Annotated in this window: 27 protein-coding genes and 1 riboswitch; of the genes, 6 read left to right on the forward strand and 21 right to left on the reverse strand. The window is 64.3% G+C overall.

The window, feature by feature from the left end; genetic code table 11:
• From AC1Q6Z_RS00885 to AC1Q6Z_RS00980, 20 genes are all read right to left on the reverse strand, one after another.
• Complete coding sequence (locus tag AC1Q6Z_RS00885; RefSeq protein WP_492646427.1) at window positions 1-606, reverse strand: thiamine phosphate synthase; 606 nt, start codon at window positions 604-606, stop codon at window positions 1-3.
• Window positions 603-1,376, reverse strand: coding sequence for a thiazole synthase (locus AC1Q6Z_RS00890; protein WP_492646428.1), 774 nt, complete (start codon window positions 1,374-1,376; stop codon window positions 603-605). The genes AC1Q6Z_RS00885 and AC1Q6Z_RS00890 overlap by 4 nt, the downstream gene beginning before the upstream one ends.
• A gap of 1 nt (window position 1,377) precedes the next feature.
• Window positions 1,378-1,575 carry a sulfur carrier protein ThiS gene (thiS, locus tag AC1Q6Z_RS00895; RefSeq protein WP_492646429.1) on the reverse strand — a complete coding sequence of 66 codons (198 nt, stop codon included), beginning with the start codon at window positions 1,573-1,575 and terminating at the stop codon, window positions 1,378-1,380.
• Entirely contained in the window at window positions 1,572-2,558 is a 987-nt protein-coding gene (thiO, locus tag AC1Q6Z_RS00900; RefSeq protein WP_492646430.1) for a glycine oxidase ThiO, read from the reverse strand. The genes thiS and thiO overlap by 4 nt, the downstream gene beginning before the upstream one ends.
• A 2-nt stretch (window positions 2,559-2,560) precedes the next feature.
• A complete protein-coding gene (gene thiC, locus AC1Q6Z_RS00905; protein WP_256119751.1) occupies window positions 2,561-4,381 on the reverse strand; it encodes a phosphomethylpyrimidine synthase ThiC in 1,821 nt (606 codons plus the stop codon).
• A gap of 94 nt (window positions 4,382-4,475) precedes the next feature.
• Window positions 4,476-4,592, reverse strand: a riboswitch (TPP riboswitch).
• A gap of 135 nt (window positions 4,593-4,727) precedes the next feature.
• Window positions 4,728-5,444, reverse strand: coding sequence for a Bax inhibitor-1/YccA family protein (locus AC1Q6Z_RS00910; RefSeq protein WP_256119921.1), 717 nt, complete (start codon window positions 5,442-5,444; stop codon window positions 4,728-4,730).
• Window positions 5,445-5,472: 28 nt separating this feature from the next.
• Window positions 5,473-6,246 (reverse strand): anti-sigma factor family protein, encoded by a 774-nt coding sequence (locus tag AC1Q6Z_RS00915; protein WP_439617636.1) that lies wholly within the window; start codon window positions 6,244-6,246, stop codon window positions 5,473-5,475.
• On the reverse strand, window positions 6,233-6,778 hold the full coding sequence (locus AC1Q6Z_RS00920; protein WP_256119919.1) for a sigma-70 family RNA polymerase sigma factor: 546 nt from the start codon (window positions 6,776-6,778) through the stop codon (window positions 6,233-6,235). Before AC1Q6Z_RS00920 ends, AC1Q6Z_RS00915 begins: the two co-directional genes overlap by 14 nt.
• Before the next feature lie 54 nt (window positions 6,779-6,832).
• Entirely contained in the window at window positions 6,833-7,270 is a 438-nt protein-coding gene (locus AC1Q6Z_RS00925; protein WP_492646431.1) for a YqaA family protein, read from the reverse strand.
• Window positions 7,271-7,351: 81 nt separating this feature from the next.
• Window positions 7,352-8,488, reverse strand: coding sequence for an ABC transporter substrate-binding protein (locus AC1Q6Z_RS00930; RefSeq protein WP_492646432.1), 1,137 nt, complete (start codon window positions 8,486-8,488; stop codon window positions 7,352-7,354).
• A gap of 241 nt (window positions 8,489-8,729) precedes the next feature.
• Complete coding sequence (locus AC1Q6Z_RS00935) at window positions 8,730-8,954, reverse strand: hypothetical protein (protein ID WP_256119916.1); 225 nt, start codon at window positions 8,952-8,954, stop codon at window positions 8,730-8,732.
• A 116-nt stretch (window positions 8,955-9,070) separates the two neighbouring features.
• Complete coding sequence (locus AC1Q6Z_RS00940; RefSeq protein WP_256119915.1) at window positions 9,071-9,787, reverse strand: TfuA-like protein; 717 nt, start codon at window positions 9,785-9,787, stop codon at window positions 9,071-9,073.
• Complete coding sequence (locus AC1Q6Z_RS00945) at window positions 9,784-10,968, reverse strand: YcaO-like family protein (protein ID WP_492646433.1); 1,185 nt, start codon at window positions 10,966-10,968, stop codon at window positions 9,784-9,786. Before AC1Q6Z_RS00945 ends, AC1Q6Z_RS00940 begins: the two co-directional genes overlap by 4 nt.
• A 19-nt stretch (window positions 10,969-10,987) precedes the next feature.
• The gene (locus tag AC1Q6Z_RS00950; RefSeq protein ID WP_256119913.1) at window positions 10,988-11,188 is read right to left on the reverse strand and encodes a hypothetical protein; all 201 of its coding nucleotides are present in this window, start codon (window positions 11,186-11,188) and stop codon (window positions 10,988-10,990) included.
• A 43-nt stretch (window positions 11,189-11,231) separates the two neighbouring features.
• Window positions 11,232-11,492 (reverse strand): hypothetical protein, encoded by a 261-nt coding sequence (locus AC1Q6Z_RS00955; RefSeq protein ID WP_492646434.1) that lies wholly within the window; start codon window positions 11,490-11,492, stop codon window positions 11,232-11,234.
• Between the two features lie 31 nt (window positions 11,493-11,523).
• Window positions 11,524-13,332: a hypothetical protein gene (locus tag AC1Q6Z_RS00960; protein ID WP_492646435.1), complete on the reverse strand. Its 1,809-nt coding sequence runs from the start codon at window positions 13,330-13,332 to the stop codon at window positions 11,524-11,526.
• Window positions 13,333-13,338: 6 nt separating this feature from the next.
• On the reverse strand, window positions 13,339-13,785 hold the full coding sequence (locus AC1Q6Z_RS00965; protein WP_492646436.1) for a helix-turn-helix domain-containing protein: 447 nt from the start codon (window positions 13,783-13,785) through the stop codon (window positions 13,339-13,341).
• 146 nt (window positions 13,786-13,931) lie between these two features.
• The gene (locus tag AC1Q6Z_RS00970; protein ID WP_439629073.1) at window positions 13,932-14,693 is read right to left on the reverse strand and encodes an amino acid ABC transporter ATP-binding protein; all 762 of its coding nucleotides are present in this window, start codon (window positions 14,691-14,693) and stop codon (window positions 13,932-13,934) included.
• Entirely contained in the window at window positions 14,690-15,370 is a 681-nt protein-coding gene (locus AC1Q6Z_RS00975) for an amino acid ABC transporter permease (protein WP_256119908.1), read from the reverse strand. Before AC1Q6Z_RS00975 ends, AC1Q6Z_RS00970 begins: the two co-directional genes overlap by 4 nt.
• Before the next feature lie 105 nt (window positions 15,371-15,475).
• Complete coding sequence (locus tag AC1Q6Z_RS00980; protein WP_439617628.1) at window positions 15,476-16,249, reverse strand: amino acid ABC transporter substrate-binding protein; 774 nt, start codon at window positions 16,247-16,249, stop codon at window positions 15,476-15,478.
• A 299-nt stretch (window positions 16,250-16,548) separates the two neighbouring features.
• Here AC1Q6Z_RS00980 and AC1Q6Z_RS00985 point away from each other — a divergent pair, with 299 nt between their 5' ends.
• The 5 genes from AC1Q6Z_RS00985 to AC1Q6Z_RS01005 are packed head-to-tail and all read left to right on the forward strand — an operon-like array spanning window position 16,549 to window position 23,030.
• Window positions 16,549-18,144: a peptide ABC transporter substrate-binding protein gene (locus AC1Q6Z_RS00985; protein WP_492646437.1), complete on the forward strand. Its 1,596-nt coding sequence runs from the start codon at window positions 16,549-16,551 to the stop codon at window positions 18,142-18,144.
• Between the two features lie 59 nt (window positions 18,145-18,203).
• Window positions 18,204-19,127, forward strand: a complete 924-nt coding sequence (oppB, locus tag AC1Q6Z_RS00990; RefSeq protein ID WP_492646438.1) for an oligopeptide ABC transporter permease OppB — start codon at window positions 18,204-18,206, stop codon at window positions 19,125-19,127.
• The gene (locus tag AC1Q6Z_RS00995) at window positions 19,120-20,250 is read left to right on the forward strand and encodes an ABC transporter permease (protein WP_492646439.1); all 1,131 of its coding nucleotides are present in this window, start codon (window positions 19,120-19,122) and stop codon (window positions 20,248-20,250) included. Before oppB ends, AC1Q6Z_RS00995 begins: the two co-directional genes overlap by 8 nt.
• Complete coding sequence (locus tag AC1Q6Z_RS01000; protein WP_492646440.1) at window positions 20,225-21,868, forward strand: ABC transporter ATP-binding protein; 1,644 nt, start codon at window positions 20,225-20,227, stop codon at window positions 21,866-21,868. Before AC1Q6Z_RS00995 ends, AC1Q6Z_RS01000 begins: the two co-directional genes overlap by 26 nt.
• Before the next feature lie 13 nt (window positions 21,869-21,881).
• Complete coding sequence (locus AC1Q6Z_RS01005; RefSeq protein ID WP_492646441.1) at window positions 21,882-23,030, forward strand: gluconeogenesis factor YvcK family protein; 1,149 nt, start codon at window positions 21,882-21,884, stop codon at window positions 23,028-23,030.
• Here the strand turns inward: AC1Q6Z_RS01005 and AC1Q6Z_RS01010 are convergent.
• Complete coding sequence (locus AC1Q6Z_RS01010) at window positions 23,002-25,671, reverse strand: bifunctional diguanylate cyclase/phosphodiesterase (protein ID WP_492646442.1); 2,670 nt, start codon at window positions 25,669-25,671, stop codon at window positions 23,002-23,004. The genes AC1Q6Z_RS01005 and AC1Q6Z_RS01010 overlap by 29 nt on opposite strands.
• A 203-nt stretch (window positions 25,672-25,874) precedes the next feature.
• Between AC1Q6Z_RS01010 and paaX the strand changes: the two genes are divergently transcribed.
• Window positions 25,875-26,765, forward strand: coding sequence for a phenylacetic acid degradation operon negative regulatory protein PaaX (gene paaX, locus AC1Q6Z_RS01015; protein WP_492646443.1), 891 nt, complete (start codon window positions 25,875-25,877; stop codon window positions 26,763-26,765).
• The last annotated feature ends 8 nt before the right edge of the window (window positions 26,766-26,773 follow it).

Here is a 26,773-nt window from a genome sequence, read left to right on the forward strand (position 1 = left end):
CTAGCGCCAGCGCGCCGTGCGCTCGATCCATTCACGCGTGCGCGCCTCCGGATCCGCGTTCAGCGTGATATCGGTTACCACGGCGGCGCTGTCAGCGCCGTTTTCGAAGACGGCCTCCAGGCGGTCCGGGTTGAGGCCGCCGATGGCGACGAGGGGAACAGGCGCGATGCGCGCTTTCCAGTCGCTGAGTCGCTCGACGCCCTGCGGCGCCCATTTCATCTTCTTCAGGATCGTCGGCCAGACCGGGCCGAGCGCCACATAGTCAGGCTTTTCCCTGAGCGCGATGTGTAGTTCGGCCTCGTCATGGGTGGAGAGGCCGAGCTTCATTCCCGCCGCACGAATGGCGGCGACATCGGCCACCGCCAGATCCTCCTGGCCGAGATGCACGAAATCGCAGCCTTCCTCGATGACGATCTGCCAGTAGTCGTTGACGATGAGCTGGCAGCCGTGGTCGGCGCAGATGGTTTTGGCGCGGCGGATTTCGGCGCGCAGCCGGTCGTCCGGCAAATCCTTCATGCGCAGTTGCACCAGCTTGACGCCGATCGGCACGAGGCGCTCGATCCAGTCGGCGCTGTCGACGATGAGGTAGAAGGGATCGAGCTTCATGAGAAGACGGCCTTTCCGATGACGGGGGTGGAGGGAACGGCCAGGTCGCGTGGCTCCAGAGGCACGGCCTCGTGCGCAAGACGGCCGGCATCGATGGCGAGCGCAAAGGCCTCGGCCATGGCGGCGGGATCGCCGGCCCCCGCGACGGCGGTGTTGAGCAGCACGGCGTCGTAGCCGAGTTCCATGACGCTGGCCGCATGCGAGGGCCGGCCGATGCCGGCGTCGACGATCAGTGGGATATCCGGAAAATGCGCCCGGAAGGTGCGCAGCGCCATCGGGTTAACCGGCCCCATCGCCGAGCCGATCGGCGCGCACCAGGGCATCAGCACGCGGCAGCCGGCTTCGAGAAGCTTTTCGGCGACGACGAGGTCGTCGGTCGTGTAGGGGAAGACCTGAAAGCCCTCGTCGGTGAGGATGCGTGCCGCCTCGACGAGGCCGAAGACATCCGGTTGCAGCGTATCGTGATGGCCGATCACCTCCAGCTTGATCCAGTCGGTGCGGAAAACCTCGCGCGCCATCTTGGCGGTCAGCACGGCCTCCTGCACGCTGTGGCAGCCGGCGGTGTTGGGCAGCACGCGCACGCCGAGCTCGCGGATCAGCTCGAAGAAGGCGCCGCCGCCCTTGCCGCCGGCCGTCTCGCGGCGCAGCGACACGGTGACGATCTCCGCCTTCGAGCGCCGCACCGCTTCCGCTAGGATGGCGGGGGAGGGATAGCGCGCGGTGCCGAGCAGGAGGCGGGACTGCACCTCTACGTCGTAGAGCTTCAGCATCTCAACCTCCCTGCATGGGCGAGAGGATTTCGATCCGGTCGCGCGCGCCGAGCGTGAAGGCATCGCGGTCCTCGCGGTGCACCAGCTCACCGTTCACCGCGGTCGCCAGCCAGTCGCCCTCGTAGTCGAGGGCGGAGAGCAGGTCGGCGAGCGTTGCGGCGGCGACATCCTGCTCCTCGCCATTGATGATGAAGGTCATGATGCCCTCCTTTCCGGTTGCTGCTGTTGGGCGACGAGGCGCCGCGCGACCTCTCCGGCCATGGCCGGCGCCAGCAGGAAGCCGTGGCGGTAGAGGCCGTTGACGTGGATGGTGTTGCCGTCCTCCGTCACGCGCGGAAGATTGTCGGGGAAGGCGGGGCGCACGCCGGCGCCGGTTTCCGCAAGCCGCGCCTCGCCGAAGGCGGGGTGCAGGGCGTAGGCGGCGTTGAGCAGCTCCATCAGCGAGCGGGCGGTGATGGGGTCGGCATCCTCGCTTTCGATCATCGTTGCACCCACCATGAAGCGGTTCTTTTCCCGCGGGACGATGTAGATCGGGTGGCGCGGATGCAGCAGGCGGACGGGGCGGGAGAGTTTTATCTCGCCGGTTTCGAGGATGAACATCTCGCCGCGCACGCCGCGCAGCTCCGGCATGTGGCCGATCCGCGAGGCGCCGGTGCAGTCGATCACCCGATCGTAGCGGCCTTCGTTAGGCTCCCCGGCCTGGCCGTAGAGGAAGCGCATGCGGCCGTCCTCAAGCCCGGCGGTCAACGCGGAAAGCGCCTTCCGCGGATCGAGATGCGCTTCCTGCCGGAAGAACAGCGCCTTGCGGAAACGGCCGGCGAGATCCGGCTCCAGCGCCGCAATCCCCGCTTCGTCCAGCCATTCCCAACCGCTGGTGCGGCCGGCGAAACGGTCGAGCTCGCCGGCGTCGCGCCCGCCGGCGACGACCAGCGTTCCCCGGCGGTGCACATGGCCGGGGACGGCCGCTTCCCACCAGTCGGCGGCGAGCCGGCCGAGTGTCAGAACCGGCTCTTCAGCACTTTCCCGCTCGCACCAGGGCGCCAGCATGCCGCCGGCAAAACCGGAGGCGCCGGCGCCGGCCTTTTCGGCGCGCTCCCTGATCGTGACGTCGAGACCGTGGCGATAGAGCTGCCAGGCGACCGTGAGGCCGGCAACGCCGGCCCCCTTGACAAGGATGCGCATGGTCATTCTCCGGCTGTTGTTTCGAGCGGCATGTAGAGATCGCCGCCCTCGCGGAATTTTGCCGCCATCGCCTCCAGCCCCTCCTTCTGCGCCTCGGCGCGGATATCGTGCGAGATGCGCATGGAGCAAAATTTCGGGCCGCACATGGAGCAGAAATGCGCCACCTTGTGCGCCTCCTTGGGCAGCGTCTCGTCGTGGAAGGAGCGAGCGGTTTCCGGGTCAAGCGACAGATTGAACTGGTCCTCCCAGCGGAACTCGAAGCGGGCACGCGACAGGGCGTCGTCGCGCAGCTTCGCGGCCGGGTGGCCCTTGGCGAGGTCGGCGGCATGCGCAGCGATCTTGTAGGTAATCACGCCGACCTTTACGTCGTCGCGGTCGGGCAGGCCGAGATGCTCCTTCGGCGTGACGTAGCAGAGCATGGCGGTGCCGAACCAGCCGATCATCGCGGCGCCGATGCCCGACGTGATGTGGTCGTAGCCGGGGGCGATGTCGGTCGTCAGTGGGCCGAGCGTGTAGAACGGCGCCTCGCCACAGACTTTCAGCTGCTTGTCCATGTTCTCCTTGATCTTGTGCATCGGCACATGGCCGGGGCCTTCGATCATGACCTGGCAGTCTTTTGCCCAGGCGATCTTGGTCAGCTCGCCAAGCGTCTCCAGTTCGGCGAACTGCGCGGCGTCGTTGGCGTCGGCAATCGAGCCGGGCCGCAGGCCGTCGCCGAGCGAGAAGGTGACGTCATAGGCCCGCGCGATGTCGCAGATTTCGTCGAAATGCTCATAGAGGAAGCTTTCGCGGTGGTGATGAAGACACCACTTCGCCATGATCGAGCCACCGCGCGAGACGATGCCGGTGACGCGGTTGACGGTGAGCGGGATGTAGGCGAGCCGCACGCCTGCATGGATGGTGAAATAGTCGACGCCCTGTTCGGCCTGCTCGATCAGCGTGTCGCGGTAGACCTCCCAGGTGAGGTCCTCGGCAATGCCGTTCACCTTTTCCAGCGCCTGGTAGAGCGGCACAGTGCCGATCGGAACCGGCGCATTGCGGATGATCCATTCGCGGATATTGTGGATGTTGCGGCCGGTCGACAGGTCCATGACCGTATCGGCACCCCAGCGGATCGCCCAGACCATCTTCTCCACTTCCTCGGCCATCGAGGAGGTGACGGCGGAATTGCCGATATTGGCGTTGATCTTAACCAGGAAGTTCCGGCCGATGATCATCGGCTCGGCTTCCGGATGGTTGATGTTGGCGGGGATGACCGCGCGGCCGCTCGCGACCTCCTGGCGGACGAAGTCCGGCGTGACGAAATCCGGAATATGCGCGCCAAAGCTCTCGCCGTCGCGGACAAGCGCTTCCTTCACGGCCTTGCGGCCGAGGTTTTCGCGGATGGCGATGAACTCCATTTCGGGGGTGACGATGCCGGCCCGCGCATAGGCGAGCTGCGTCACCGCCTTGCTGTCCTTCGCCCGGCGTGGGTGGTTGCGGATGGGGAATTCCGGCGTCAGCCGCTCGCCGGTGGCAAAACCGTTGTCCTCCGGGCGGATATGGCGGCCCTCGTAATCCTGCACGTCGCCGCGGGCGGCGACCCAGCTTTCGCGTAGCCGCGGCAGGCCGCTTTCGATGGAAACGACATGGGTGGGATCGGTGTAGGGGCCGGAGGCATCGTAGACCACGACCGGCGGTTCGCCGGCGGTCGGGTGCAGGGCGATTTCGCGCAGCGGCACGCGGATATCCGGGTGCTGCTCGCCGGGGATGTGGATTTTCCGCGAGGCGGGCAAGGCGCCGGTGGTGACGGTCGGGGTGAGCTTTTGGGCGGCAATATTCATCGTGAGGCTCCAAGGTTCGAAGTTCGAGACCCAGTCCTAGAGCCGGAATGATGGAAAGACGCCGACACGGAATCCGGACATCGGATCACATGCCAAAACAGCGCTTGCACCGTCCCTACGCCAGTATGAACTGGATCAGGTTCAACGGGTCACTGCGCTGCGAAAGCCAGCAGTATCTCAGCCCCTTGTCGGGACCCCCCTGGTGAATGCTTTAAGCAAAGACGCTCGGGGACGATTTGTCAACAAGGTAAAATATGTAAGTTTTTACTTACTATATGTTGCGCCGCATACAAAAAGAAACGGCGGGGTTTTGCCCCGCCGTTCCCTTTGAAATCATTCGCGAAAACTATTCGCGTTCGCCGGTGAAGTTCAGCAGCAGCTGGAAGATGTTGACGAAGTTCAGGTAGAGCGAAAGCGCGCCGAACACGGCCATCTTCTGCTGCGATTCCTGGTCGATGTTTTCGGCATACTGCTCCTTGATGTTCTGCGTGTCCCAGGCGGTGAGGCCGACGAACACGACGATGCCGATTACGGAGATCGCGAACTGCAGCGCGGTGGAGCCGAGGAAGATGTTGACGATCGAGGCGATGACCACGCCGATCAGGCCCATGATCAGGAACGAGCCGAACTTCGACAGGTCACGCTTCGTGACGTAGCCGTAGAGGCTCGTCGTGCCAAACATCGTGGCGGCGATGAAGAAGGTGCGGGCGATGCTCATGCCGGTGAAGACGAGGAACACCGAGGCGAGCGACAGGCCCATGACGGCGCAGAAGGCCCAGAAGGTCGCTTGCGCGGTGCTGGCCGACATCGTCTGGATCTTGAACGAAAAGAAGAAGACGAAGGCGAGCGGCGCCAGCATCACCACCCACTTGAGCGGCGAGGAGAAGATCGGCACGTAGAGCGCCGGCGTCGAGCCGACGAAGAAGGCGATAAGGCCGGTGATGACCAGGCCTGCGCCCATGTAGTTGTAGACGCGCAGCATGTGCTTGCGCAGGCCCTCGTCGAAGAGGGCGGCCGACTGCGCCTGCGCGCCATAGCCAAATCGCTGTTGTACGGGTTCCATCATGGGTCTCCTTCGGTGGAACGGTTGATCAGTAAAGCGTGCGCGAGAGGTCCCGCGCGGTCTCTGCCAGGTCGTCGGCCTTGCGGCTTTCCGACACCAGCGCATAGGCGACGTCGCCGATCTGCCAGTAGGCGGCACGGGCATTATCGGCGTGGAAGAGCAGGACGTGCTGCACGCCGAACGAGCCGGGCCGCACGGCGAAGAGCGACAGGCGTTCGTCCTTCTTCGGCTCCAGCACCAGCTCGACGCTCGGGCCATAGGCCGAGGGGAACACCTGTGTGTCGACCACGGCCCAGCCCTTCGGCAGGTCCGGCAGGACGATCGCCGTCGCGGAGCGGATTTCGGCCGGGTCGAAGACGGCAGCTTCCGGCTGCGAGCTCATCGCATCGCGGATGAGCGTGGTCTTGTGCGCCCGCACGGCTTCTTCCACGAAGGCGGGCGGCGGGGTGGAGGCGATGACCTCGGTCGCGCCGAAGGGGCCGAGCACGGCATGCGCGGTCCAGCCGGCGGCCACGAACAGGGCGATGGCAGCGGCGCGACGGAAGACGGAGAAGATGCGGCGGCGGGCGAGCGAACGTTCCAGCAGGCGTGCGGCTTCGCGCGTCGCCTGCCGCGTCACCGCGCGGTGATCGGCGAGCGCCAGGCGCAGTTCGTCGCGCACGCGCAGGTCCTTCATGATCTGGGCGGCGATCTCCGGCCGTTCCGACAGATAAGCCTCGACCTCGATGCGCCGGCCGACGGCGAGCTGGTCGTCGACATAGGCGTTGAGATCGGATTCGAGGATCGGGTCATTGCTGGTCATCGCCAGTGCCTCCGACGATTCTGAGATGGGGGACGGTCGCGGTAGCGCCGTTCTGTTCAAAGGCGCGCAGGCGCTCGCGGGCGCGGGCGACACGCGACATCAGCGTGCCGACCGGAATGCCGAGCGTATCGGCCGCCTCCTGGTAGGAAAGTTCCTCGATCGCGACGAGATGGAGTGCGGCACGCTGTTCTTCCGACAGCGCGAAGAAGGCGTTGCGCAGCTGCGTCAGGCGCACCGAATGATCCTGGTTCGCCGGCACGGAGGTCTCGCCCAGTTCCGCAGCCGCATCGTGACGGCGCTGCTGGGAGCGGCGCTGGCGCAGGCGGTCGACATGGGCGTTGTGCAGGATCGACATCAGCCAGTTGCGCACATTGGCGCCGGTGCGGAAGGTCGACTGGCGCTCGTAGGCCTTCACCAGCGCGTCATGCACGAGGTCTTCGGCATCGTCCGGATTGCGGACGAGCGACAGTGCGTAGCGCCTGAGCGCTGCAAGCTGTCCGATCACGTTGAAGCCGGGTGTCTTTCCGTTCATGACCCAGTATACGAGAGCCGACCGATCCTCATTCCATCGCCGGCATAAAAAAGTTCACAGCCAGTGCAGCACAAGGGCGGCCAGCACGATGTAGCGGCCGAACTTCGCGATTGCGACCACGACCAGGAACCGTGGAAACGGCTCGCGCATGATGCCGGCAGCGACGGTCAGCGGATCGCCGATGATCGGCATCCAGCTCAAAAGCAGGCTCCACCAGCCATATTTGCGATACCAGCGCCCGGCGCGGTCGAGGTTCTTGGCGTTGACGGGGAACCAGCGAGCCTCGCGAAAACGCTCCACGCCGCGGCCGAGCAGCCAGTTGATGACGGAGCCGAGCACATTGCCGATGCCGGCGACGAGGATCAGCAATGCCGGCGAATAGGTTTCGGTCGCCAGCAGGCCAGCCAGAACCGCTTCCGACTGTGCGGGAAGGATGGTCGCGGCGATAAGCGCGGCCAGGAAAAGGCCGCCATAGGCTGCGAGCGTGCTCATTAGATATGGGCTAGGGGCAAGGCAACCGGTCCGGAAGGTTAGGGAGGGCACCCGCCTTGGGGGCGGGTGCTTGCTCGCGGATTACATCGCGCACTTGTCGGCGTAGGCGTCGCCGTGATCGGTGAAGGCGGTGGCGATGATCTTGTTGGTCAAGACGTCGCCTTCCTTCACAACCTCGGTCACGTAGATGTCCTGGATCGGATGGTTGTTCTTGTTGAACTTGAATTTCCCGCGCACCGAGGCGAAATCCGCCTCCTTCAGCGCAGCGCGGAAGGCCGCCTTGTCCTTGACGCTCGCCTTGCCGATCGCCGAGAGGATGAGGTTTGCGGTGTCCCAGCTCTGCGCGGCGTAGATCGAGGGCAGGCGGTTATATTCCTTCTGGAACGCTTCGACGAAGGCCTTGTTGGCCGGGTTGTCAAGGTCCTTCGCCCAGGTGCCGGAATTCTTGACGCCGAGTGCAGCATCGCCGATCGCCGGCAGCACGTCCTGGCTGAAGGAGAAACCGGGGCCGGTGACGGGGATGTTCACGCCGGACTGGGCATATTGTTTCATGAAGGCGATGCCCATGCCGCCAGGCAGGAAGAAATAGACGGAATCGGCGCCGGACGCGCGAATTTCCGCAATCTCGGCGGCATAGTCCGTCTGGCCGACCTGCGTATAGACCTCGCCGGCGAGCGCGCCCTTGTAGTAGCGCTTGAAGCCGGTCAGCGCGTCCTTGCCGGCGGGGTAGTTCGGCGCGAGGATGAAGGTGTTCTTGTAGTCCTTGTTGTCGTATTCGCCCATCGCCTCGTGGAAATTGTCGTTCTGGTAGGCGACGTTGAAATAGTTCGGGTTGCAGTTGGCGCCGGCCAGCGCCGACGGGCCGGCATTCGGCGACAGGTAGATGATATCCTGCGCCACGGTGTTCGGAATGACCGCCATGGCGAGGTTCGACCAGATGATCCCCGTCATCAGGTCGACCTTGTCGCTCTGGATCATCTTTTCGGCGATCTGCACCGCGAGTTCCGGCTTCTGTGCGTCGTCTTCGACGACAAGCTCGATCTCGCTGTTGCCGGATTGTTTGATCGCCAGCGTGAAGGCGTCGCGCATGTCGACGCCGAGACCGGCGCCGCCGCCGGAAAGCGTGGTGATGACGCCGATCTTCACCGGCTCGGCCTGCGCCGCGCCCGCCGTCATCAACGCAAGGGCTGTCACGCCGCTCGTCAGGAACGTCCGCATGCTGTTCTCCTCTCCCGTGTTTTCGCCCCGTTTGCCGGGCGTTTTCGGAGGAGAACTTTTCAGAGTTCCGCGATCAGCGCAACCGTGTGTTTTCGTTTCGCAATTGGAGAAATCCAGGAAGATCGGCGGCGGCCCGCAGGTCCGGGCCGGCCGCGCGATCAGCGCCGCGGAGGAGGACGGCGGCTATGGTTCGACAGGCGGGCCAGCCAGGTGACTGGCAGGCCGGTCGATTCCTCTCCGGTCAGCAGAGCGCCGACCGGTTCATCAGCATGATGTCGCTCGACGTCAGCGTCATGCGCGACGGCTCGTCGATCTGGTCCAGCACGGCACGCAGCGCCTTTTCCAGGCAGAATTCCACCACCTCGGCATCCATTGATCTTGCAGATTCCAGCGCGAAAGCGACGAGCCGTGCAAGCGCCATCATTTCCGTGCCGCGGTCTTCAATTTCTGTGGTTTCGATTTCCATGTTCTATGCCCCCGGAGCAACGCTCACTCTCAGCCCCTGCGTCGCAGTATAGGCGTGACATCGGGATGGTGCGCGTGACTCCAGCGTGACACACGCGGAATGGGAAACTGCACGTTTTATGAGGTTTCAGGTTGATCTGCGACGGTCCGCCATAGCGTCGTCGCCCGAAAGACCCAGTTTCCCCGTTTTGCAGGGCTTTGCGGGGCGAAATCGGTCAGGATTCGCACCAGCGCGAGGGCGTCCTTACGCTTTTGGTTCACGGTTGTTGCGTGGAGAAGTTGCAGGAGGTGTTGCCGCTCCCCGGCCTTGCCGGCCGCTTCGATGATCGCAGACCACGTTCTGTCTTTGTAAAAGAGCTGCCGCGCAACATCTCGAAAGCGTGAAATATTCGGTTTATCAAGGGCCTCGCCAGTCTCCAGTCGATCGAGCGTCGCGTCGACATTGACGAGCGGCAGCGAGAGGGCGGGGTAGCCGAGTTCGGCCGGACCGTGCAGCAGCGCGACATCGGCGTCGTCGACGCGGCGGCCGCTGGCATAGTCCTCATAGATGGAACCGACGCCGACCATGCCGAAGGCATCGCATTCAGCGGCGCGCAACGCCCCCATGCTGGCCGCGCCGAAGACGGCCAAGCCCTGGTCGAGTGCATGGAGGATCTCCTTGTGCCAGACGGGCGCCACATGCTCGAAATTGCCGTCGATAATGCCGATTGCCTTGGCGCCTTCGCGCACCGCGGCCAGCACATCGCCATGCGCCGCCGGCGGACGGACGCGGATGGCGTCGCCGCAGAGCTTCGCGGCATCGGGCAGGCTGGGACCGGCGAAGAGGATTTTCATGAGGTTCCGAACAGCATGCGGGAGAGTGCGCGGGAGCCGACGGCATGGCGGCGCGCGCCCTCCGGGTTTTCCAGGGTGGGCACGACCATCTTGACCACGGATATGGGAAGCGAGGCGTCGGTCAACGGCACAGCGACGACGGGTGTTATGCCCGATGTGGCGAGCACCTCCAGGCAATGGGCGAGCAAGGCCGCGGCGTCGCCCGAAGGGGCGGGGTAGGTTCTTAGCGGGCCGGGCCGGGCCTCGAAGAGGGCGAGCGTTTCCGGCGCCAGCGGCCGGGTGAAGGTTTCGGCGAAAAGATCGTCCCGCGCGCCGCTGATATAGGTGAGGCGCGATTGCGCGACCTCGGTGAGTGCGCGGATGATGGCGCGCGCTGCAACCGGATGCGTGCCGTAACCGACCGTCGCATCGTGGAAGAGCGGCTCCCTCTTGTCGAGGATGCCGGTATCGCCTAGCACGGCAGCATAGGTCGGGATGGCGAGATCGCTGGTGATATCAAAGAAGCGCAGCTCCAGCTTGGCTTCGCGAAAACGGCCAACGAGCGTATCGACGACCGGATCATTGAAGCCGGCGGGGTCGATGGCGGTTGTAAGAGGTTTGTCGCGGGGCAGCAGGCGCCAGAGCCGGTCGGCATCGCGCTCAATGCGTTCCAGAAGACCGTGCAGGGTCGCCTCGGTCTCGGAATTGCCGGAGGCGAGGCCGTCGGAGGACTGCCAGAAGCGCGGTGCACGATCGGTCCTGTCAAGGCAGATCGCGTCGCGCGGCACCCAGACGCGCTCGCCGGTCATGACATCCCGGCCGGCGAACCAGTCGAGCTTTTCCTCCTCGGCGAGGAACGCCTGTCCAGCCGCAACGAAGATGTCGAGGGGCAGACATTGCTCGCCGGCATCTGCAAAATCGCGTCGCGATGCGTGGCGCACCGGCACGAGTGGTTCGCCCGCAATGGCCCGTTCCAGCGCCTCCATGGCGGCGGAGACCTTTGCGTCGATATCGGTGATGCCCTTGCCCTGATTGATGACGATCGAGCGGGCATTGGGACTGACGGCGTTCCAGACAGGGATGCCGATGCGGTCCAACCACGTCAGGCGCGAAAGCCGCGTGATGCCGAACCGGGGCAGAAGCGCCTCGATCCGGCTCCAGGTCTGTTCAGGGCCGCAGATACGGTCCGAATAGGTCGTCACGCTTCAAGCCACCAGGCGCTCACTTGTCGTAAAAGCCGCCGGAGAGCTCGTCCGCTGTCTGGGCGACCGTTGCAAAACTGACACCGCGCGGCGCAAACTCGCCGGCTTTGCGCAGATCATCTGCAACATTCGCTGCAACGGCCGTAACCGTGCCCGCCTTCAGGTCTGCGACCCAAAGCCCGTTTTCACCTTCGAGTCCAAGAACAACGACTTTCGACATTTTACTTCTCCTCTGGTTGAAGCTTCGTGATCTGAATGTACGTTTATTTGTCCATGTATCCGCCATCGGCGTCCATATAGCCGCCACTGGCATCCATGTAGCCACCGGAAGCGGCACCGATCGATGTCGCGAGTGCGGCAAGGTTGACGCCTTTGGTGATGGTTGCGCCTGCCTTGCGGAGGTCATCCGCCGTCTTTAGCGCGCCCGTTGATGGTACCGGAAGCGCTGCCACGGTGCCGGCATCGAGATCGGCTAGCCAAAGGCCTTCTTCACCTTGCACGCCCAGCACAACGATTCTTGCCATGTTGTCATTCCTTTCGATGGAGAGTTGATGATCAGAAACCGGCCTTCTTCAATCCCTCATAATAATGCTGGCGCTGCCATTCCTCCTTGAAGGGGACAATCGCCATCCAGCTATCGAGATCGAAGTTGGGATGGACATCGTAGGTGCGGCGTATGAACTGCCGAGCCTTCTTTGTATCGCCCAGCATGCCCCAACTCGCCGCCGCTAGGCGATCTGTCGGGAGGCGGTCTTTCATGCGCGCGATATAGTCTAGGGCCTGTTCGTATTGGCCTATGGAGTAGCTGGCGCCGGCAGCGATCCAGAAATAATCATCCGGTGGCAGCGGATTGAGATCGATCGCCCGCTGAATCTTCCTAAGGCCAAGATCCGGCCGCGATCCCTGAACCAGCGTATCAGCATAACTCGCAACAACGTTCGCGTGGTTCGGGCTCAACGTTTCGGCCCGTTCCAAATGCTCGGCGCTTTCGTCGAACTGGCGGGAATAGAGCTTTGCGACGCCCAGCTCGCGATGGCCGGAGGCAAGGCGCTCGTCTGTGCGGATGGTTTCTTCTGCCTGTTGCTCGGCCTTTTTCAGGAGGTCTGCATCGCCGCGCGCCGTGACCAACCATTCGAGGAAATAGCTGCGCGACAGCCCGCTCATAGCCGGCGCGAAATCGGCTCTTGACTGCAGGGAGTCGCGAAAGCTTTTGCGGGCTCTGCGGATGTCACGCAAGTCGAGTTTCTTGAGGAGACCCTGTCCGACCAGAAAGCTTCGATAGGAGCCGGCTTCAAGCTCGTAGTCGTTGCGAACGAATTCGTTCATTTCGATCTGCGTGGCAATCGCACCGGCGATCTGGTGGGCGATCATCTGGCGCGAGCGGGCAAGCCCTTCCGCCGACAGCGGAAAACGCTCGGCCCAGATCACCTCGTCGCTGCCGAAGAAGATGAGCTGGGCGAACAGCGTATGGCTGGCGCCCTCGTCGCGCAGCCGCGTCTCGAGGATATAGCTGATCTTGTGACGCTCGTAGGTCGTGGCCCGATCGGCTTGAAGCGATATCTGTGCAGCGGTGTGCGGCGCGATGATCGAGATGGAGCGCAGTGCGCAGAGCCCGATCGTCACGTCCTCGATCAGTGCTTCGGAAAAAAGCGCGGCGTTGCGTTGGGTGAGCGTGGTGACCGGTGGCAATAGCACGACACGCGGTGGGGTCTGCTGCGCGGACGCGATATCCATCTCCTCCGGCAATAGCACTCGGGCGGGCGGATGGAGGGCCATCAAGCTGGTGGTTGCGGCTGCGCGGCCGGTCAGCACGGCGCGCACCTCATCGTCATCGGGATTGCCTTCGAGCAGGCGAAGGGCGGCGGTGGCGCGGGCGGCCCGCATTCCGGTGCCTGGCGCCTGGCTGTCCAGCAAAGCACGGCGCAACAGGGCCGCGTGGCCCGCCCGCTGCAGGGCGATCCAGCTTGAAAGCACGCGGTTGCCCGGCTTGACGTGCTTGAGGAAATCGTCGGTCAGGAGGTCGGCGAGCACATCGAGGCTCGCGCCATCGCGCACCTTGTCGACATCGCTTTCGATGGGCTCCGGCCCGCGGGCGATCGTCGTGTCGGTGAAGGTGAGGTAGGTCCGGTCGAGCTCCCGCTGGCGTTTCTGCACGCGGGAGATGGTCTGGCGCAGGCTCGCGAAGGAGGCCGCGCTGTTGGCGTCGTCCCAGAAGAGGTTCGCCGCGTCGGCACGCGGCATGTCCGGCACGCCGCGCGTCTGGAGATAACAAAGGATCAGCAGCGCCTTTTCAGGAAAGGCGATCTCCTCACCGCCCTCGTCGAGCAGGCGCAGATGTCCAAGCGTCTGCAGCCGTGCTGACATTTGGGGTCAGACCCGTAGTTCCGGTGCGTTGTCTGCGCGTTCGTTTGCCTCTGCGGCGGCGGCACTTGCCTTGGAAAGCGCGGTGGCGAGCGCGATGATCGACTTACGGACGCTCGAATCCTCGATCTTCAGGAAGGCGCGGTTGAGGTCGAGACCTTCCTTGGAGGAAACGAAGGACGAGACGTCGCCCGTCTCGTGGCCGGTACCGGCGGACGGCATGGCGCTGTCTTCATCCTGGAAGAAGAAGCTCGGCGGCACGCGGAAGACCTCCGAGATCGCCTGGAGGCGGCTCGCGCTGATGCGGTTCGTGCCCTTCTCGTATTTCTGCACCTGTTGGAAGGTGACGCCCAGCCGATCGGCGAGCGCTTCCTGGCTCATGCCGACCATCAGCCTGCGCAGGCGAACGCGGGAACCGACGAAGACGTCGATCGGATTCGGTGTTTTCTTGATCATGAGGCTTTCTCCCCAATAGGACATGCCGGGGCATGGCGAGGCACTGGTATCTCCTCACTCTGCTTGAATCGCCGGTGCGATGCAACTGCCGGGAAGCACATTTCATCGCTACCGTAGCGTGAACCGGGGGGTATTCCGCGGGTATCCTAGATATCGTAGCTGTGCGGCGCGCTGAGCGAGGCGATGAATTTTTTCGTGCGGTCGCGCTCCGGCGTCGAGAAGATGGCGCGCGGCGGTCCCTGTTCGACGATCACGCCGCCATCGAGGAAGACGACGGTGTCAGCGACGCGGGAGGCGAGGCGCAGGTCGTGCGTCGCCATCACCATGGTCGTGCCCTCGCGGGCAAGCCGGCTCAGAACCTCGACCACCTCTTCGGCAAGCTCTGGGTCGAGAGCCGATGTCGGCTCGTCGCAGAGCAGCACGCGGGGCGAGGGGGCGAGTGCGCGGGCGATCGCCACACGCTGCTGCTGGCCGCCGGACAGCGTCGCCGGCCAGGCATCGGCCTTGTGCGCCATGCCGACCTTTTCGAGCAGTTCCAGCGCGCGGGCGCGGGCCTTGTCGGCCGGCCATTTCAGCACGGTGACGAGGCCTTCCATGACGTTGGCGATCGCCGTCTGGTGCGGGAAGAGCTGGAAATTCTGGAAGACCATGCCGGTCTGGCGGCGCAGCTTCTGGATCGCCGGCCAGCCGACCTTGCGGCCGGGCGCGAAGTCGATCTTTTCGTCGCCGAGCTTGATCGAGCCCGATGTCGGCGTTTCGAGAAGGTTGATGCAGCGCAGAAGCGTGCTCTTGCCGCCGCCGGAGGGGCCGACCAGCGCCGTCACGGTGCCTTCGGCGAGCGTCAGGCTGATATCGCGCAGGACGTGATTGTCGCCGAAGCGCTTTTCGATATGGCTGAGCTCGATCATGTGCGCGCCTCCAGGAAGCCGCCATAGCGGGCGAAGCGCTTTTCGAGCCGGACCTGCAGCGCCGAGAGCACCGAACTCAGAGCCAGATAGATGAGTGCCGCCTCGATATAGAGGATCAGCGGTTCATAGGTCGTGGCGACGATGCGTTGTGCGGTCTGAAACAGTTCCGGCACGGTGACGGCGGCGGCAAGCGAGGTGTCCTTCACCAGCGAGATGAAGGTGTTGGAGAGCGGCGGCACGGCGACGCGGGACGCCTGCGGCAGGATGGTGCGGCGCATGGCCTGCGACCAGCTCATGCCGATCGAATAGGCCGCCTCCCACTGCCCGCGCGGCACGGAGGCGATGACGGCGCGGATGATCTCCGACGTATAAGCGCCGACATTCAGCGTGAAGCCGATGAGGGCGGCGGGAAAGGCATCGAGCAGGATGCCGAGGCTCGGCAGGCCGTAGAAGATGACGAAGAGCTGCACCAGGAGCGGCGTGCCGCGGATCACCCAGACGTAGAAGCGCGCGATGGCGGAGAGCGGCCGCGGCCCGAACAGCCGAACGACGGCGGTGACGAGGCCGAGCGCGAGGCCGAGCGCGAAGGACAAGAGGGTGAGCGGAATGGTGAAGACGAGCGCGGCCCAAAGGAGCGGCACAAGCGAGTCCAGCATCAGTTGAAGCCACGGCGGCACGGGCAAACCTCCGGAAATGCGGCTGGCCGGGGCGATCCCCGGCCAGTTGATGCGTTATCTATATGCGAGGAACGGGCTGCCGCGAAGCGGCCCTTGCGGCAAGAATTACTTCGAGACGTCCTGTCCGAAATACTTGTCCGCGATCGCCTTGTAGGTGCCGTCGGCCTTGATTTCGGTCAGCGCCTTGTTGATCGCTTCGAGCAGTTCCGGCTCGCCCTTGCGGATGATCACGCCGGAATAGTCGGCATCGGCCTGTTCGGCGGCGATCTTCACGTTGGCGTCGGGCTTGTGCTTCTTGAAGTCGAGGAAGGACAGGCTGTCGTTGATCGTGGCATCGGCGCGGCCGGTCAAAACGAGCTGGATCGACTGGTCGAAGCCGTCGGTGCCGACGAGTTCGGCGCCGGCGCCTTCCGCGATCTTGCCGAAGTTGCTGGTCAGCGACTGGGCGGATTTCTTGCCCTTGAGGTCGGCGAAACCCTTGATGCTGTCATCGTCGGCGCGCACGATCAGTACGGCCTTGGACGCGATGTAGGGCTCGGAGAAGTCGTATTTCTGCTTGCGCGCATCGGTGATGCCGACCTGGTTGATCACGGCGTCGTAGCGGTTGGCATCGAGGCCGGCAATCAGGCCGTCCCACTTGCCTTCCAGGAACTCGGCCTTGACGCCGAGCTTCTTGGCGATCGCCTCGCCGATCTCTACGTCGAAGCCGACGAGCTTGCCGTCGGTGTCGTGGAAGGTGAAGGGCGCGTAGGTGCCTTCGGTGCCGATCTTCAGCGCGCCGGCCGCCTGAATGGCGGCGAGGTTTTCACCGGCATGCGCGGGGGCGAGGATTGCGACCTGGAGAGCCGCGGCGGCGGCGAGGGTCTTCAACCAGTTCATCTTGGGACTCCGTTTCTGCGTGAATTCGATTGGGTTCTGCGTGAATTCGATTGGGCGATTGATCGCAGAAATCCGTGCAAAACGATGGGCAGAAAACTGCGAATAAATTCGGCGATTTGAAATATTCTTCTCAATTTTTTCGGCGGATCGGCCTTGAGGCCCTCGTTTTTCCCGGTTTGGCGGGCCGCGCGGGAGTTGTGCCGCGGGTGTGCATTTCCTGTTTTTGGGGACTTGCCAAGCGCGAAAACAGGGACAATTGATTGGGCACCCAAAAAAACAACGGGGAAGGAAAACAAAAAATGGCAAACAGACTGATTGGCTTTCGTGCAGCGCTTCTGGCCGGTGCGATCCTGCTTGGCGCAGGTCCGACCCTCGCAGAAACGGTGCTTCACCGCGGCAATGCCGGCGAGCCGCAGACGCTCGACCAGGCGCACACCTCCATCAATATCGAGGAATTCATCCTCAAGGACCTCTACGAGGGGCTGACGATTTATGACGCTGCCGGCAAGATCGTTCCCGGCGCGGCCGAAAGCTGGACCGTTTCCGACGACGGCACGGTCTACACGTTCAAGCTGCGCGAAAACGCGAAGTGGTCGGACGGCTCGCCTGTTACGGCGGAAGACTTTGTCTTCTCCTTCGCCCGTGTCGAGGACCCGAAGACGGCGGCAGGCTACGCCAACATCCTTTACCCGATCAAGAATGCCGAAAAGGCCAACAAGGGCGAGGTCGGCCTCGACCAGCTCGGCCTCAAGGCCGTCGACGCCAAGACGCTGGAAGTGACGCTGGAGCGCCCGACGCCCTTCTTCCTCGAATTGCTCGCGCACCAGACGGCGCTGCCGGTCTCCAAGGCCAGCGTCGAGAAGAACGGCGCAGACTTCGTCAAGCCCGGCGTGATGGTGTCCAACGGCGCGTTCAAGCTCGTCAGCCATGTGCCGAACGACAATCTGGTGATGGAAAAGAACCCGAACCATTGGGACGCCGCCAACGTCAAGCTCGACAAGGTGATCTTCTACCCGATCGACGACCAGGCTGCCTCCGTGCGCCGCTTCGAAGCAAAGGAAATGGACCTCGTCTACAACTTCTCGGCCGACCAGATCGACCGCCTGAAGACGAGCTATGGCGAACAGGTCCACGTCTCGCCGACGCTTGCGACCTACTATTATGCCTTCGACACCCGCACGGAGCCCTATAGCGACGTCAACGTGCGCCGCGCGCTCTCCATGGCCGTCGACCGCGACTTCCTGGCCAAGGAAATCTATTCGGGCTCGCAGCTCCCGGCCTATTCCATGGTGCCCCCGGGCATGGAAGGCTACGAGCCGGCAATGGCCGATTTCGGCGCGCTCTCGCAGCTCGACCGCGAAGACAAGGCGCTCGAACTGATGAAGGCCGCGGGCTATGGCGAGGGCGGCAAGCCGCTGAAGATCGAGATTCGCTACAACACCAACCCGAACCACGAGCGCGTGGCGACGGCGGTGGCCGACATGTGGAAGAACACCTTTGGCGCGGAAGTTTCGCTCGTCAATCTCGACGTGTCCTCGCACTACGCCTACCTGCAGGAAGGCGGCGCGTTCAACGTGGCGCGTGCCGGCTGGGTCGCCGACTATGCGGATGCGGAAAACTTCCTGGCGCTGAGCGTCAGCACCAACAAGACCTTCAACTACGGCAAGTTCACCAATGCCGACTACGACGCGCTCATGAAGAAGTCTTACGAAGAGCGTGATCCGGCGGCCCGCGCCAAGGTCCTGCATGAGGCCGAAGCCCTCCTCATGAAGGAGCAGCCGATCGCGCCGTTCCTCACGCAGGCCGACCTCTGGCTCGTTTCGAGCAAGGTCCAGGGCTGGCAGGACAATGCCGCCAACCAGCACCTGAGCCGCTTCCTCAGCGTTTCGGAATGATCCGCTGACGGGTGCGCGGTTCCACCGAGCCGCGCACCGTTTGCTCGGGAGTCTTGGCCATGCTTGCTTTCGTTCTACGGCGCCTCGCTAGCGCCGTGCCGACGCTATTCATCGTCGTCACAATTTCGTTCTTCCTGATGCGCTTTGCGCCCGGCGGACCGTTCAACCTCGAACGACCCCTTCCGCCCGCTACGATGGAAAACCTGATGCGGGCCTACCAGCTCGATCAGCCGCTCTGGCGACAATATCTCACCTATATCGGCAATGCCGTAACTGGCGATTTCGGACCGAGCTACATCTACAAGGACAACTCCGTCGCCGAGCTGATTGGCAAGGGCCTGCCCTACTCGATCGAACTCGGTTTCTATGCGCTCCTGTTGGCGCTCGTCGGCGGCGTCACCGTCGGCACGATCGCGGCTCTGCGCCAGAACAGCGTGCTGGATTTCGCGGTCATGTCGGTCGCCACCGTCGGCGTCACGGTGCCGAATTTCGTCGTCGGCCCCGTGCTGACGCTGATCTTTGCCATCGTGCTCGCCTGGCTGCCGGCCGGCGGCTGGGGCGACGGGTCGCTGCGCTTCCTCATCCTGCCGATGATCGCGCTGGCGCTGCCGCAGCTCGCCGTCTTCGCACGGCTTACGCGCGGCTCGATGATCGAGGCCTTGCGCACCGACCATATCCGCACCGCACGGGCCTATGGCCTGCCGGCGAAATCGGTGGTGATCACGCATGCCATGCGCGGCGCCATGCTGCCGGTCGTGTCCTATCTGGCACCCTGCGCGGCCGCACTTCTCACCGGCTCGGCGGTCGTCGAGACGATCTTCACCATTCCCGGCGTCGGGCGCTATTTCGTCCTCGGCGCGATCAACCGCGACTATACGCTCGTCATGGGCACCGTAGTGCTGATCGCGATCTTCGTCATCGTCTTCAACCTGGCTGTCGACATCCTCTATGGCCTGCTCGATCCGAGGGTTCGCCATGACTGATGCCGTCATTTCCCCCGTTCCCGACAGCGAGGTGAAGGGGCGCAGCCTCTTCCAGCTCGCCGTTATGCGCTTCCGCCGCAACCGCCCCGCCATGGCCGGCTGCGTCATGCTGGTGCTGATCGCCTGCTTCTCTTATTTCGGGCCGTTTTTCATCAGCCACAGCTATGACCAGGTCTTCTCTTCCTACGTGACCATCCCGCCGAGCCTCGAGCCGCGGCCGGGCGAGGATTCGCTGGAGGAGGCGATGAACGGTGTCGCGACGCGCGCCCGCGTCGAGCTCCAGTCCTTCTCCGTCGAGGGCGAGACCTTCACGGCCGTCATCACGGCGGCCGAACCGATCGATCCGCGCACCACGCGCTACTTCGACCGCGCCAACGAATTCGACAAGACCGCGGTCACCTCGACCGAGGACGATGGCCGCAAGCTGACGCTGACCGGCGTCGTCGACCGGGAATATTTCCTGTTCGGCACGGACACTAATGGCCGCGACCTGATGGCGCGCGTCATGCTCGGCGGGCAGATCTCGATTGCCGTGGGTCTTCTCGCCAGCCTCGTCTCGCTCGGCATCGGCGTCGTCTACGGTGCGATCTCGGGCTACATGGGCGGGCGCGTCGACAACGTCATGATGCGCTTCGTCGAGATCCTCTATTCACTGCCCTTCGTCTTCCTCGTCGTGGTGCTCGTCGTATTCTTCGGGCGAAGCTTCGTGCTGATCTTCATCGTCATCGGTGCGGTGGAATGGCTGGACATGGCCCGCATCGTGCGCGGCCAGACGCTATCGCTCAAACGCCGCGAATTCATCGGCGCAGCGGAAGCCCTGGGCATGACCGACTGGCAGATCATCCGCCGGCACGTCATCCCCAACACGATCGGTCCCGTCGTCATCTTCGTCACCGTCATCGTGCCGAAGGTCATCCTGCTCGAAAGCTTCCTCTCCTTCCTCGGCCTCGGCGTTCAGGCGCCGCTCACGAGCTGGGGCTCGCTGATCGCGGAAGGCGCCAACAACATCCAGTCGGCGCCGTGGCTGCTCATCTTCCCCGCCATTTTCTTCGTCCTCACGCTCTTCTCGCTGAACTTTGTCGGTGATGGCCTGCGTGATGCATTCGACCCGAAGGATCGCTGACATGGCAGACACCAAAAACACCATGGAACCGATCCTCGCCGTGCGCGGCCTGAAAGTCTCCTTCACGACGCCCGATGGCGACGTGAATGCGGTCAAGGGCATCGACCTCGACGTGCGCCCCGGCGAGACGCTCGCGGTCGTCGGCGAATCCGGTTCCGGCAAGAGCCAGACCATGATGGGCATCATGGGCCTGCTCGCCTCGAACGGCCGGGTCACGGGTTCGGCGAAATATCGCGGCCGCGAGATGGTCGGCCTGCCGCCCAAGGGGTTGAACGAGATCCGCGGCGCCAAGATCACCATGATCTTCCAGGAGCCGATGACCTCGCTCGACCCGCTTTATCCGGTCGGCAAGCAGATCGCCGAGGTGATCGTGCATCACCGCGGCGGCTCGCGCCGGGCGGCCCGCCCGCGCGTCTTGGAACTGCTGAAGCTCGTCGGCATTCCGGAGCCGGAACGCCGCATCGACAGCTATCCGCATGAGCTGTCCGGTGGCCAGCGCCAGCGCGTGATGATTGCCATGGCGCTTGCCAACGAGCCGGATATCCTGATCGCCGACGAGCCGACGACGGCGCTCGACGTGACGATCCAGGCGCAGATCCTGAAGCTGCTGCGCGATCTCCAGACGCGCTTCGACATGGCGATCGTGCTCATCACGCACGATCTCGGCATCGTCCGACATTTCGCCGAGCGCGTCGCGGTCATGCGGCGCGGCGAGATCGTCGAGCAGGGCGCCACGGCCGATATCTTCGAGAATCCGCAGGCCGATTATACGCGCATGCTGATCGAGGCGGAGCCGCACGGTCGCAAGCTTGCGCCGGCGGACAATGCGCCGATCATCCTCGAAGGCCGCAATGTCGTCGTCGACTACAAGATCGACGGCGGCCTGCTCAAGAAGCGGGCGACGACCTTCCGCGCTGTCGACAATGTCAGCATCAGCCTGCACGAAGGCCAGACGATCGGCGTTGTGGGCGAATCCGGTTCCGGCAAGTCGACGCTGGGCCGGGCGTTGCTGCGGCTCATTTCCAGCAAGGGCGCCTATCGTTTCGGCCGGACGGATATTTCCAACCTCGACCGCAACGGCATGCGGCCGCTGCGCCACAGCATGCAACTCGTCTTCCAGGACCCCTACGGTTCGCTCTCGCCGCGCCAGACGGTGGGCGAGATCATCACCGAGGGGCTTTACGTGCACGAACCGCAGCTTTCGCGGGCCGACCGCGACAAGCGGGCAATCGAGGCGCTGAGGGAAGTCGGGCTCGATCCGGCAGCGCGCAACCGCTATCCGCACGAGTTTTCCGGCGGCCAGCGCCAGCGTATCGCCATTGCACGCGCGATGATCCTGAAACCGCAGGCCGTCATCCTCGACGAGCCGACCTCCGCGCTCGACCGTTCGGTACAGGGCCAGGTGATCGAGCTTCTGCGCGATCTCCAGGCCAAGCACGGGCTGTCCTACGTCTTCATCAGCCATGACCTGTCGGTGGTGCGCGCCATGTCCGACTATGTCGTGGTGATGAAGGATGGCAAGATCGTCGAGGAGGGACTGACGGACGCCATTTTCAGCGCGCCGCAGGCGGACTATACAAAGACCCTGATCGGCGCCGCTTACAACATTGGGCCGTAGTCCAGGGGGATCGATGGCCGAGAGCCGCTTGCCGCATATCGTGCTCTTTTCGGGCGGCACCGCGTGCCGTTCGACAAACCTGGCGCTGCTGTCCAAGCCGGTGCGGCTGACGCGCATCGTGCCGGCCTGGGACAGCGGCGGCAGCTCCAAGGTCATCCGCGAAAGCCTCGGCGTGCTCGCCGTCGGCGATATCCGCCAGGCGCTGATGACCATGGCCCACGGCGAAGGCCGGGCGGGCGATGTGGTGAAGGTCTGCAATGCCCGCATGACCAGCGGCGCGGAGGAGGATGCCCGCACGGAATTCGCGCTCTACGCCGAGGGCGTGCATCCGCTTCTGGAACGCATGGAGCCGGGCCTGCGCGGGGCGATCCTCAACTATCTGCGCACGTTCCGTGCGGCGATCGGGTCGGATTTCGATTTCCGCAACGGCAGCATCGGCAATTTCATCCTCACCGGCGCGCATCTCGCCCATAACAGCGACATCAACACCGCGATCTTCGTCTTCCGCAAGCTCTGCGACATAGAGGGCCATGTCTGGCCGTCGACGGCGGCCGATGGCGTCGATCTCTCCGCCGTGCTGAACGACGGCACCCGCGTCGATGGTCAGCATCGCGTGACGGCGCTCGACGATGCGGAAAGCGACATCGGCATTCGCGAGATCGTGCTGTCCGGCAAGGACGGCGCGGGCGTGCCGGCCAACGAGGCGGTGATCGAGAGCCTCGAAAGTGCCGATGCCATCGTCTTCGGCCCGGGCAGTTTCTTCACCAGCGTGCTGCCGCATTTCTTCGTCGAGGACATCGTTCCCGCCATGGCGCGCAACGTTCATGCCCGCCGGATCTTCATCGGCAACATCCTGCAATGCCGTGAAACGCGCGGGATGGACGTTGCCCGCATGCTGGAGGCGGCGGCCGAGGTTTGGCGCGCGCGGGGCGGGACGGATGTGCGGCCGTTCACCCATGTGCTGGCGAACCGCCAGCTGCTGCCCTTCGAAAAGACCGTCGGTCCCTTCGCCTATCTCGGCAACGGTGCGCTGGAGGATGTGGGCGCGCGGCTTGGCGCGGAGGTGCTGATCGGGGAATTCGAGGATCCCTGGCAACGCGGCCAGCACGATGGCCGCACGGTTGCGGACGTGCTCAGCTCGCTTTTACCGCCGTCGGCTTAGTTTTCGGCATCCATGCGCGCGCCTTGGCGAAGGCGAGGAAATCCTCCGCCCCCATTGGCCGCGCGAAGGCGTAACCCTGGAGTGTATGGCAGCCGAGGCGGCGCAGCAATTCGGCATGGGCGAGCGTCTCGACCCCTTCGGCCACCGTCTCGATATCGCGCACTTTGCCGATCTCGATGATCGAGCGCACCAGGCTCTGCTGCGCGGTCGATTCCAGGAGCGGCTGCACCAGCCGGCGATCGATCTTCAGCCGCTTCGGCGACAGTTCGAGCAGGCTGATGATGGAGGCATGACCGGTGCCGAAATCGTCGATCTCGATGTCGATGCCGAGCGCCTTGATCTCTTCGATCGCCTGTTTCAGCCCGTCATCCGCCGTATCGAAGGAGATCGATTCCAGGAGTTCGAAGGTCAGCGTGCCGGGCCTGATGTTCATCGCCTTGAGCTTGGCGATGAGGTTTTCGTCGCGCAGGCGCTGGCAGGAGACGTTGACCGAGACGCGCGGAATGCCGAGCCCCTGGCCCTCCCAGCGCATCGCCTGGAACAGCGCCTGGCCGAGGATTGCCTCATCGATTCGGGCGACGACATTGAGGTTTTCGGCGACCGGCAGGAAGGTATCCGGCGCGATGAAGCCGCGCGTCGGGTGGTTCCAGCGCGCCAGCGCCTCGACGCCTACGATATCCAGCGTTTCCGCATCGAACTGCGGCTGGAAGAACGGATGGAATTCGCCCCGTTCCAGGCCGCGCAGGATATCGTCGCTGAGCCGCTTCACCTCCACGGTGCGCAGGCGCAGCTCGTCGTTGAAGGCCTCGACGCGGTTGCGGCCGCGGCGCTTGGCCTCGTAGAGCGCGATATCGGCATTGACGAGCAGCTGTTCGGCGGATTCTTCCGCCTCGTTGCGCGTGGCGATGCCGATGCTCGCGCCGATGCGACAATCATGGCCCTCGATCGTCATCGGCTCGCTGATCGCCTCGATGAGGCGGGCGGAAAGCGCGCTGAAATCGGCCTCCGCCGGGTCCCGGCGTGACAGCAGAACGAACTCGTCGCCGCCGATGCGGGCGATGAAATCCGCGGCCGGAACGTGGGCGCGCAGCACGCCGGCCGCCTGTTTCAGCACCTCGTCGCCGGCGGCGTGGCCGAGCGTGTCGTTGATGTCCTTGAAGCGGTCGAGGTCGATGTGGAGCAGGGTCAGCGGGCGCCCATCGCCGACGGCACCGGCCAGGGCGAGCTGCTGGTCGAGGAAGCGCCGGTTGGGAAGCCGCGTCAGCGCGTCGTGCAGCGAATTGTGCTCCAGCACCAGGCGGGCGTCTTCGAGCGCGCGGTTCTGCGCCTCGGCGTTGAGCTTGGCCTGCAGCAGCTCGGCTTGCAACCGGATGTCTTCGGTCACGTCCCAGTTGGCGCCGACGATGCGTTTTGCGCCGGAGGAGGCGTGGTAGGTCATGCCGTGCGCACGAATGTGGCGTGCCGCTCCGCTGGGCGTCAGGACGCGAAACTCGGTGATGTAAGGCTCTTCGGTTTCGATGGCGCTTGCGAAGACCCGTTCGGCTTCTTCGACATCGTCGGGATGCAGGGCCTTGCGCCAATCCGCATAGCCGCAGATCAGCTGCTTCGGCGGCACATTGTAGATCTCGCGCATCCGGGCATCCCAGGTGAGCGTGTCATGCTGCGTGTCGTATTCCCACACGCCGACCCGCGAGGCGTCGAGCGCCAGTTGCAGCCGCTGCGAGACGATTTCGAGCCGGTCTTCCCGATCCTGGAGCGCCAGGATATGCCGGTGGCGGTCCTTCATGAGATAGCCGGCCCAGAAGATCGGCACGACGATGATGAGGGCGATCGCCAGAAGCCCGCCGCGGAAGAGGCCGAGATCGGCGGAGGGCTGCTGCCAGCCCTTGAGCGGTGCGGCCGACAGGGTCCAGGCCTCGTGGCCGATGTCGATGGTCATCACGACCGGGTCTGCATCGACGGCGGCCGCGGAATTGAAGAAGACCTTGTTCTCGCTGCCGTCATGCGCCCCGCTGGAAAGCGATACGGCGATCTTGAGCGCGCTCTTGAAACCGCTTTTCTCAAGCAGCTTGTCGAGGTCGATGACGGCTGACGCGATGCCGATGAAGCCATTGTCCTTGCCGGCATGGATCGGATAGCGCGCAATCACGCCGCGGCCGCCCTGAACGAGATCGACGGGGCCGGTGACGATCATGCGGTCGAGTTCCTGCACCTGCAACGCCGCGGCGCGCTGACGCTCGTTCTTGCGATAGTCGAGGCCAATGCTGCGCTCGTTGCCCTTGACGGGGTAGACGAGGGAGACCACGAAATCCGGAGCGATGGCCACGCTGCGCAGCTGCGTCTCTTCTCGGAAAAGGCGTCCCGCGAGGTCCGCATAACGTTCCGGCGACATGTCGGGCTCGGTCGATACCGTGGCAACCAGGCCCTGAACCAGCTTGACGTCGCCGAGGATATTGCCCTGCAGGCGGGAGCGGAGCAGGCCGAGCTGTTCCGTTGTGAAGGAGCGCAGATATTCCTCCTCCAGCCGGCGCTTCTGCGCATCGGCCAGCAGAACGGCGATCAACACGGCGAACGCAACGACGATGGCGGGGACGTAGTATCCCAACCCCCGGAAGGATAGTTGCGCATTCCGGTCGTTCATCGCGGTCCGTTCGTCTCCATTCGGGGTTTTCGGGCGGGATTTTTGGCTATCGGGAGACCATTGCAGATGCAGCTTAATATTTACTGACGAGAGGCAGGCCTCTCCGGCCAGGTTGCGGGATGGCCCTATCTTGTCCAACGGGCTTTGCCGGCGGGGCCATTCTGGGGTAGTCCTCGGCGCAATCGAAATCACAGGGGGCAAGTTTGCCGGAGAACGACAGGACGGAGAGCGCATTCGGCGCGCTCATCCGGGCGATCATCGAGGAAAGCCCGCTGAAGGCCGCCGGCTTCATCGTCACCATCTATGGCGACGTGGTGGAACCGCGCGGCGGCGTCGTGTGGACCGGCAACCTGATCGAGACCTGCGCCGATGTCGGCATCAGCGAGACGCTGGTGCGCACCGCCGTCTCGCGGCTCGTCGCCGCCGGGCAATTGTCCGGCGAGCGGGAGGGGCGCCGCAGCTTCTATCGGCTGGCAGCGCCGGCGCGCACCGAATTTGCCGCCGCCGCCCGCATGCTTTTCGGCCCGCCGGAGGTGGCGGACTGGCATTTCGTGCAATTGACCGGCCCGGCGCCGGACGAGGCGATGCAGGTGCTGGAGCGCGCCGGCCATGCGCGGCTGGGGCCGAGGCTCGCTGTGGGCGCACGACCCATGCCGTCCTTGAAACAGCCGGCCGTGCTCTTCCGGGCGGAAGTCGTAAGCGGTGAAGGCGACCTCGGCGCCTTTGCGGCGGACCACTGGAACCTTGCGCAGCACGCCGATGCCTATCGCGGCTTCATCGGAAGGTTCAGGCGGCTTGCCGACCTGCTCGGCGGCGGCGCGCGGCTGGGGGCGGCCGAAAGCCTTGCTGCCCGGCTGGTGCTGGTGCATCAGTTCCGCCTCGTCGTGCTGCGCGATCCGCGCCTGCCGCAGGCGGCGTTGCCGGCTGATTGGCCAGGTGAAGAGGCGCGGCGGTTGTTCAACGATCTCTATCTTCGCCTCTCGCCCGAGGCGGACCAGCATGTGGCACGCCATTTCGTGACGGCGGACGGTGCGCTGCCGGAGGCGAGCGAGGCGACGCTGCGCCGTCTTTCGCTGTTGCGCGACGCCATCTGAGGCAGTTT

This window comes from Shinella sp. GW835-FHT14H05, from assembly GCF_058793575.1.

Coding starts and splice junctions, on each gene's coding strand:
- AC1Q6Z_RS00885 (WP_492646427.1), bottom strand. CDS start 606: ATGAAGCTCGATCCCTTCTACCTCATCGTCGACAGCGCCGACTGGATC.
- AC1Q6Z_RS00890 (WP_492646428.1), bottom strand. CDS start 1,376: ATGCTGAAGCTCTACGACGTAGAGGTGCAGTCCCGCCTCCTGCTCGGC.
- thiS (WP_492646429.1), bottom strand. CDS start 1,575: ATGACCTTCATCATCAATGGCGAGGAGCAGGATGTCGCCGCCGCAACG.
- thiO (WP_492646430.1), bottom strand. CDS start 2,558: ATGCGCATCCTTGTCAAGGGGGCCGGCGTTGCCGGCCTCACGGTCGCC.
- thiC (WP_256119751.1), bottom strand. CDS start 4,381: ATGAATATTGCCGCCCAAAAGCTCACCCCGACCGTCACCACCGGCGCC.
- AC1Q6Z_RS00910 (WP_256119921.1), bottom strand. CDS start 5,444: ATGGAACCCGTACAACAGCGATTTGGCTATGGCGCGCAGGCGCAGTCG.
- AC1Q6Z_RS00915 (WP_439617636.1), bottom strand. CDS start 6,246: ATGACCAGCAATGACCCGATCCTCGAATCCGATCTCAACGCCTATGTC.
- AC1Q6Z_RS00920 (WP_256119919.1), bottom strand. CDS start 6,778: ATGAACGGAAAGACACCCGGCTTCAACGTGATCGGACAGCTTGCAGCG.
- AC1Q6Z_RS00925 (WP_492646431.1), bottom strand. CDS start 7,270: ATGAGCACGCTCGCAGCCTATGGCGGCCTTTTCCTGGCCGCGCTTATC.
- AC1Q6Z_RS00930 (WP_492646432.1), bottom strand. CDS start 8,488: ATGCGGACGTTCCTGACGAGCGGCGTGACAGCCCTTGCGTTGATGACG.
- AC1Q6Z_RS00935 (WP_256119916.1), bottom strand. CDS start 8,954: ATGGAAATCGAAACCACAGAAATTGAAGACCGCGGCACGGAAATGATG.
- AC1Q6Z_RS00940 (WP_256119915.1), bottom strand. CDS start 9,787: ATGAAAATCCTCTTCGCCGGTCCCAGCCTGCCCGATGCCGCGAAGCTC.
- AC1Q6Z_RS00950 (WP_256119913.1), bottom strand. CDS start 11,188: ATGTCGAAAGTCGTTGTTCTTGGACTCGAAGGTGAAAACGGGCTTTGG.
- AC1Q6Z_RS00955 (WP_492646434.1), bottom strand. CDS start 11,492: ATGGCAAGAATCGTTGTGCTGGGCGTGCAAGGTGAAGAAGGCCTTTGG.
- AC1Q6Z_RS00960 (WP_492646435.1), bottom strand. CDS start 13,332: ATGTCAGCACGGCTGCAGACGCTTGGACATCTGCGCCTGCTCGACGAG.
- AC1Q6Z_RS00965 (WP_492646436.1), bottom strand. CDS start 13,785: ATGATCAAGAAAACACCGAATCCGATCGACGTCTTCGTCGGTTCCCGC.
- AC1Q6Z_RS00970 (WP_439629073.1), bottom strand. CDS start 14,693: ATGATCGAGCTCAGCCATATCGAAAAGCGCTTCGGCGACAATCACGTC.
- AC1Q6Z_RS00980 (WP_439617628.1), bottom strand. CDS start 16,249: ATGAACTGGTTGAAGACCCTCGCCGCCGCCGCGGCTCTCCAGGTCGCA.
- AC1Q6Z_RS00985 (WP_492646437.1), top strand. CDS start 16,549: ATGGCAAACAGACTGATTGGCTTTCGTGCAGCGCTTCTGGCCGGTGCG.
- oppB (WP_492646438.1), top strand. CDS start 18,204: ATGCTTGCTTTCGTTCTACGGCGCCTCGCTAGCGCCGTGCCGACGCTA.
- AC1Q6Z_RS00995 (WP_492646439.1), top strand. CDS start 19,120: ATGACTGATGCCGTCATTTCCCCCGTTCCCGACAGCGAGGTGAAGGGG.
- AC1Q6Z_RS01000 (WP_492646440.1), top strand. CDS start 20,225: ATGCATTCGACCCGAAGGATCGCTGACATGGCAGACACCAAAAACACC.
- AC1Q6Z_RS01005 (WP_492646441.1), top strand. CDS start 21,882: ATGGCCGAGAGCCGCTTGCCGCATATCGTGCTCTTTTCGGGCGGCACC.
- AC1Q6Z_RS01010 (WP_492646442.1), bottom strand. CDS start 25,671: ATGAACGACCGGAATGCGCAACTATCCTTCCGGGGGTTGGGATACTAC.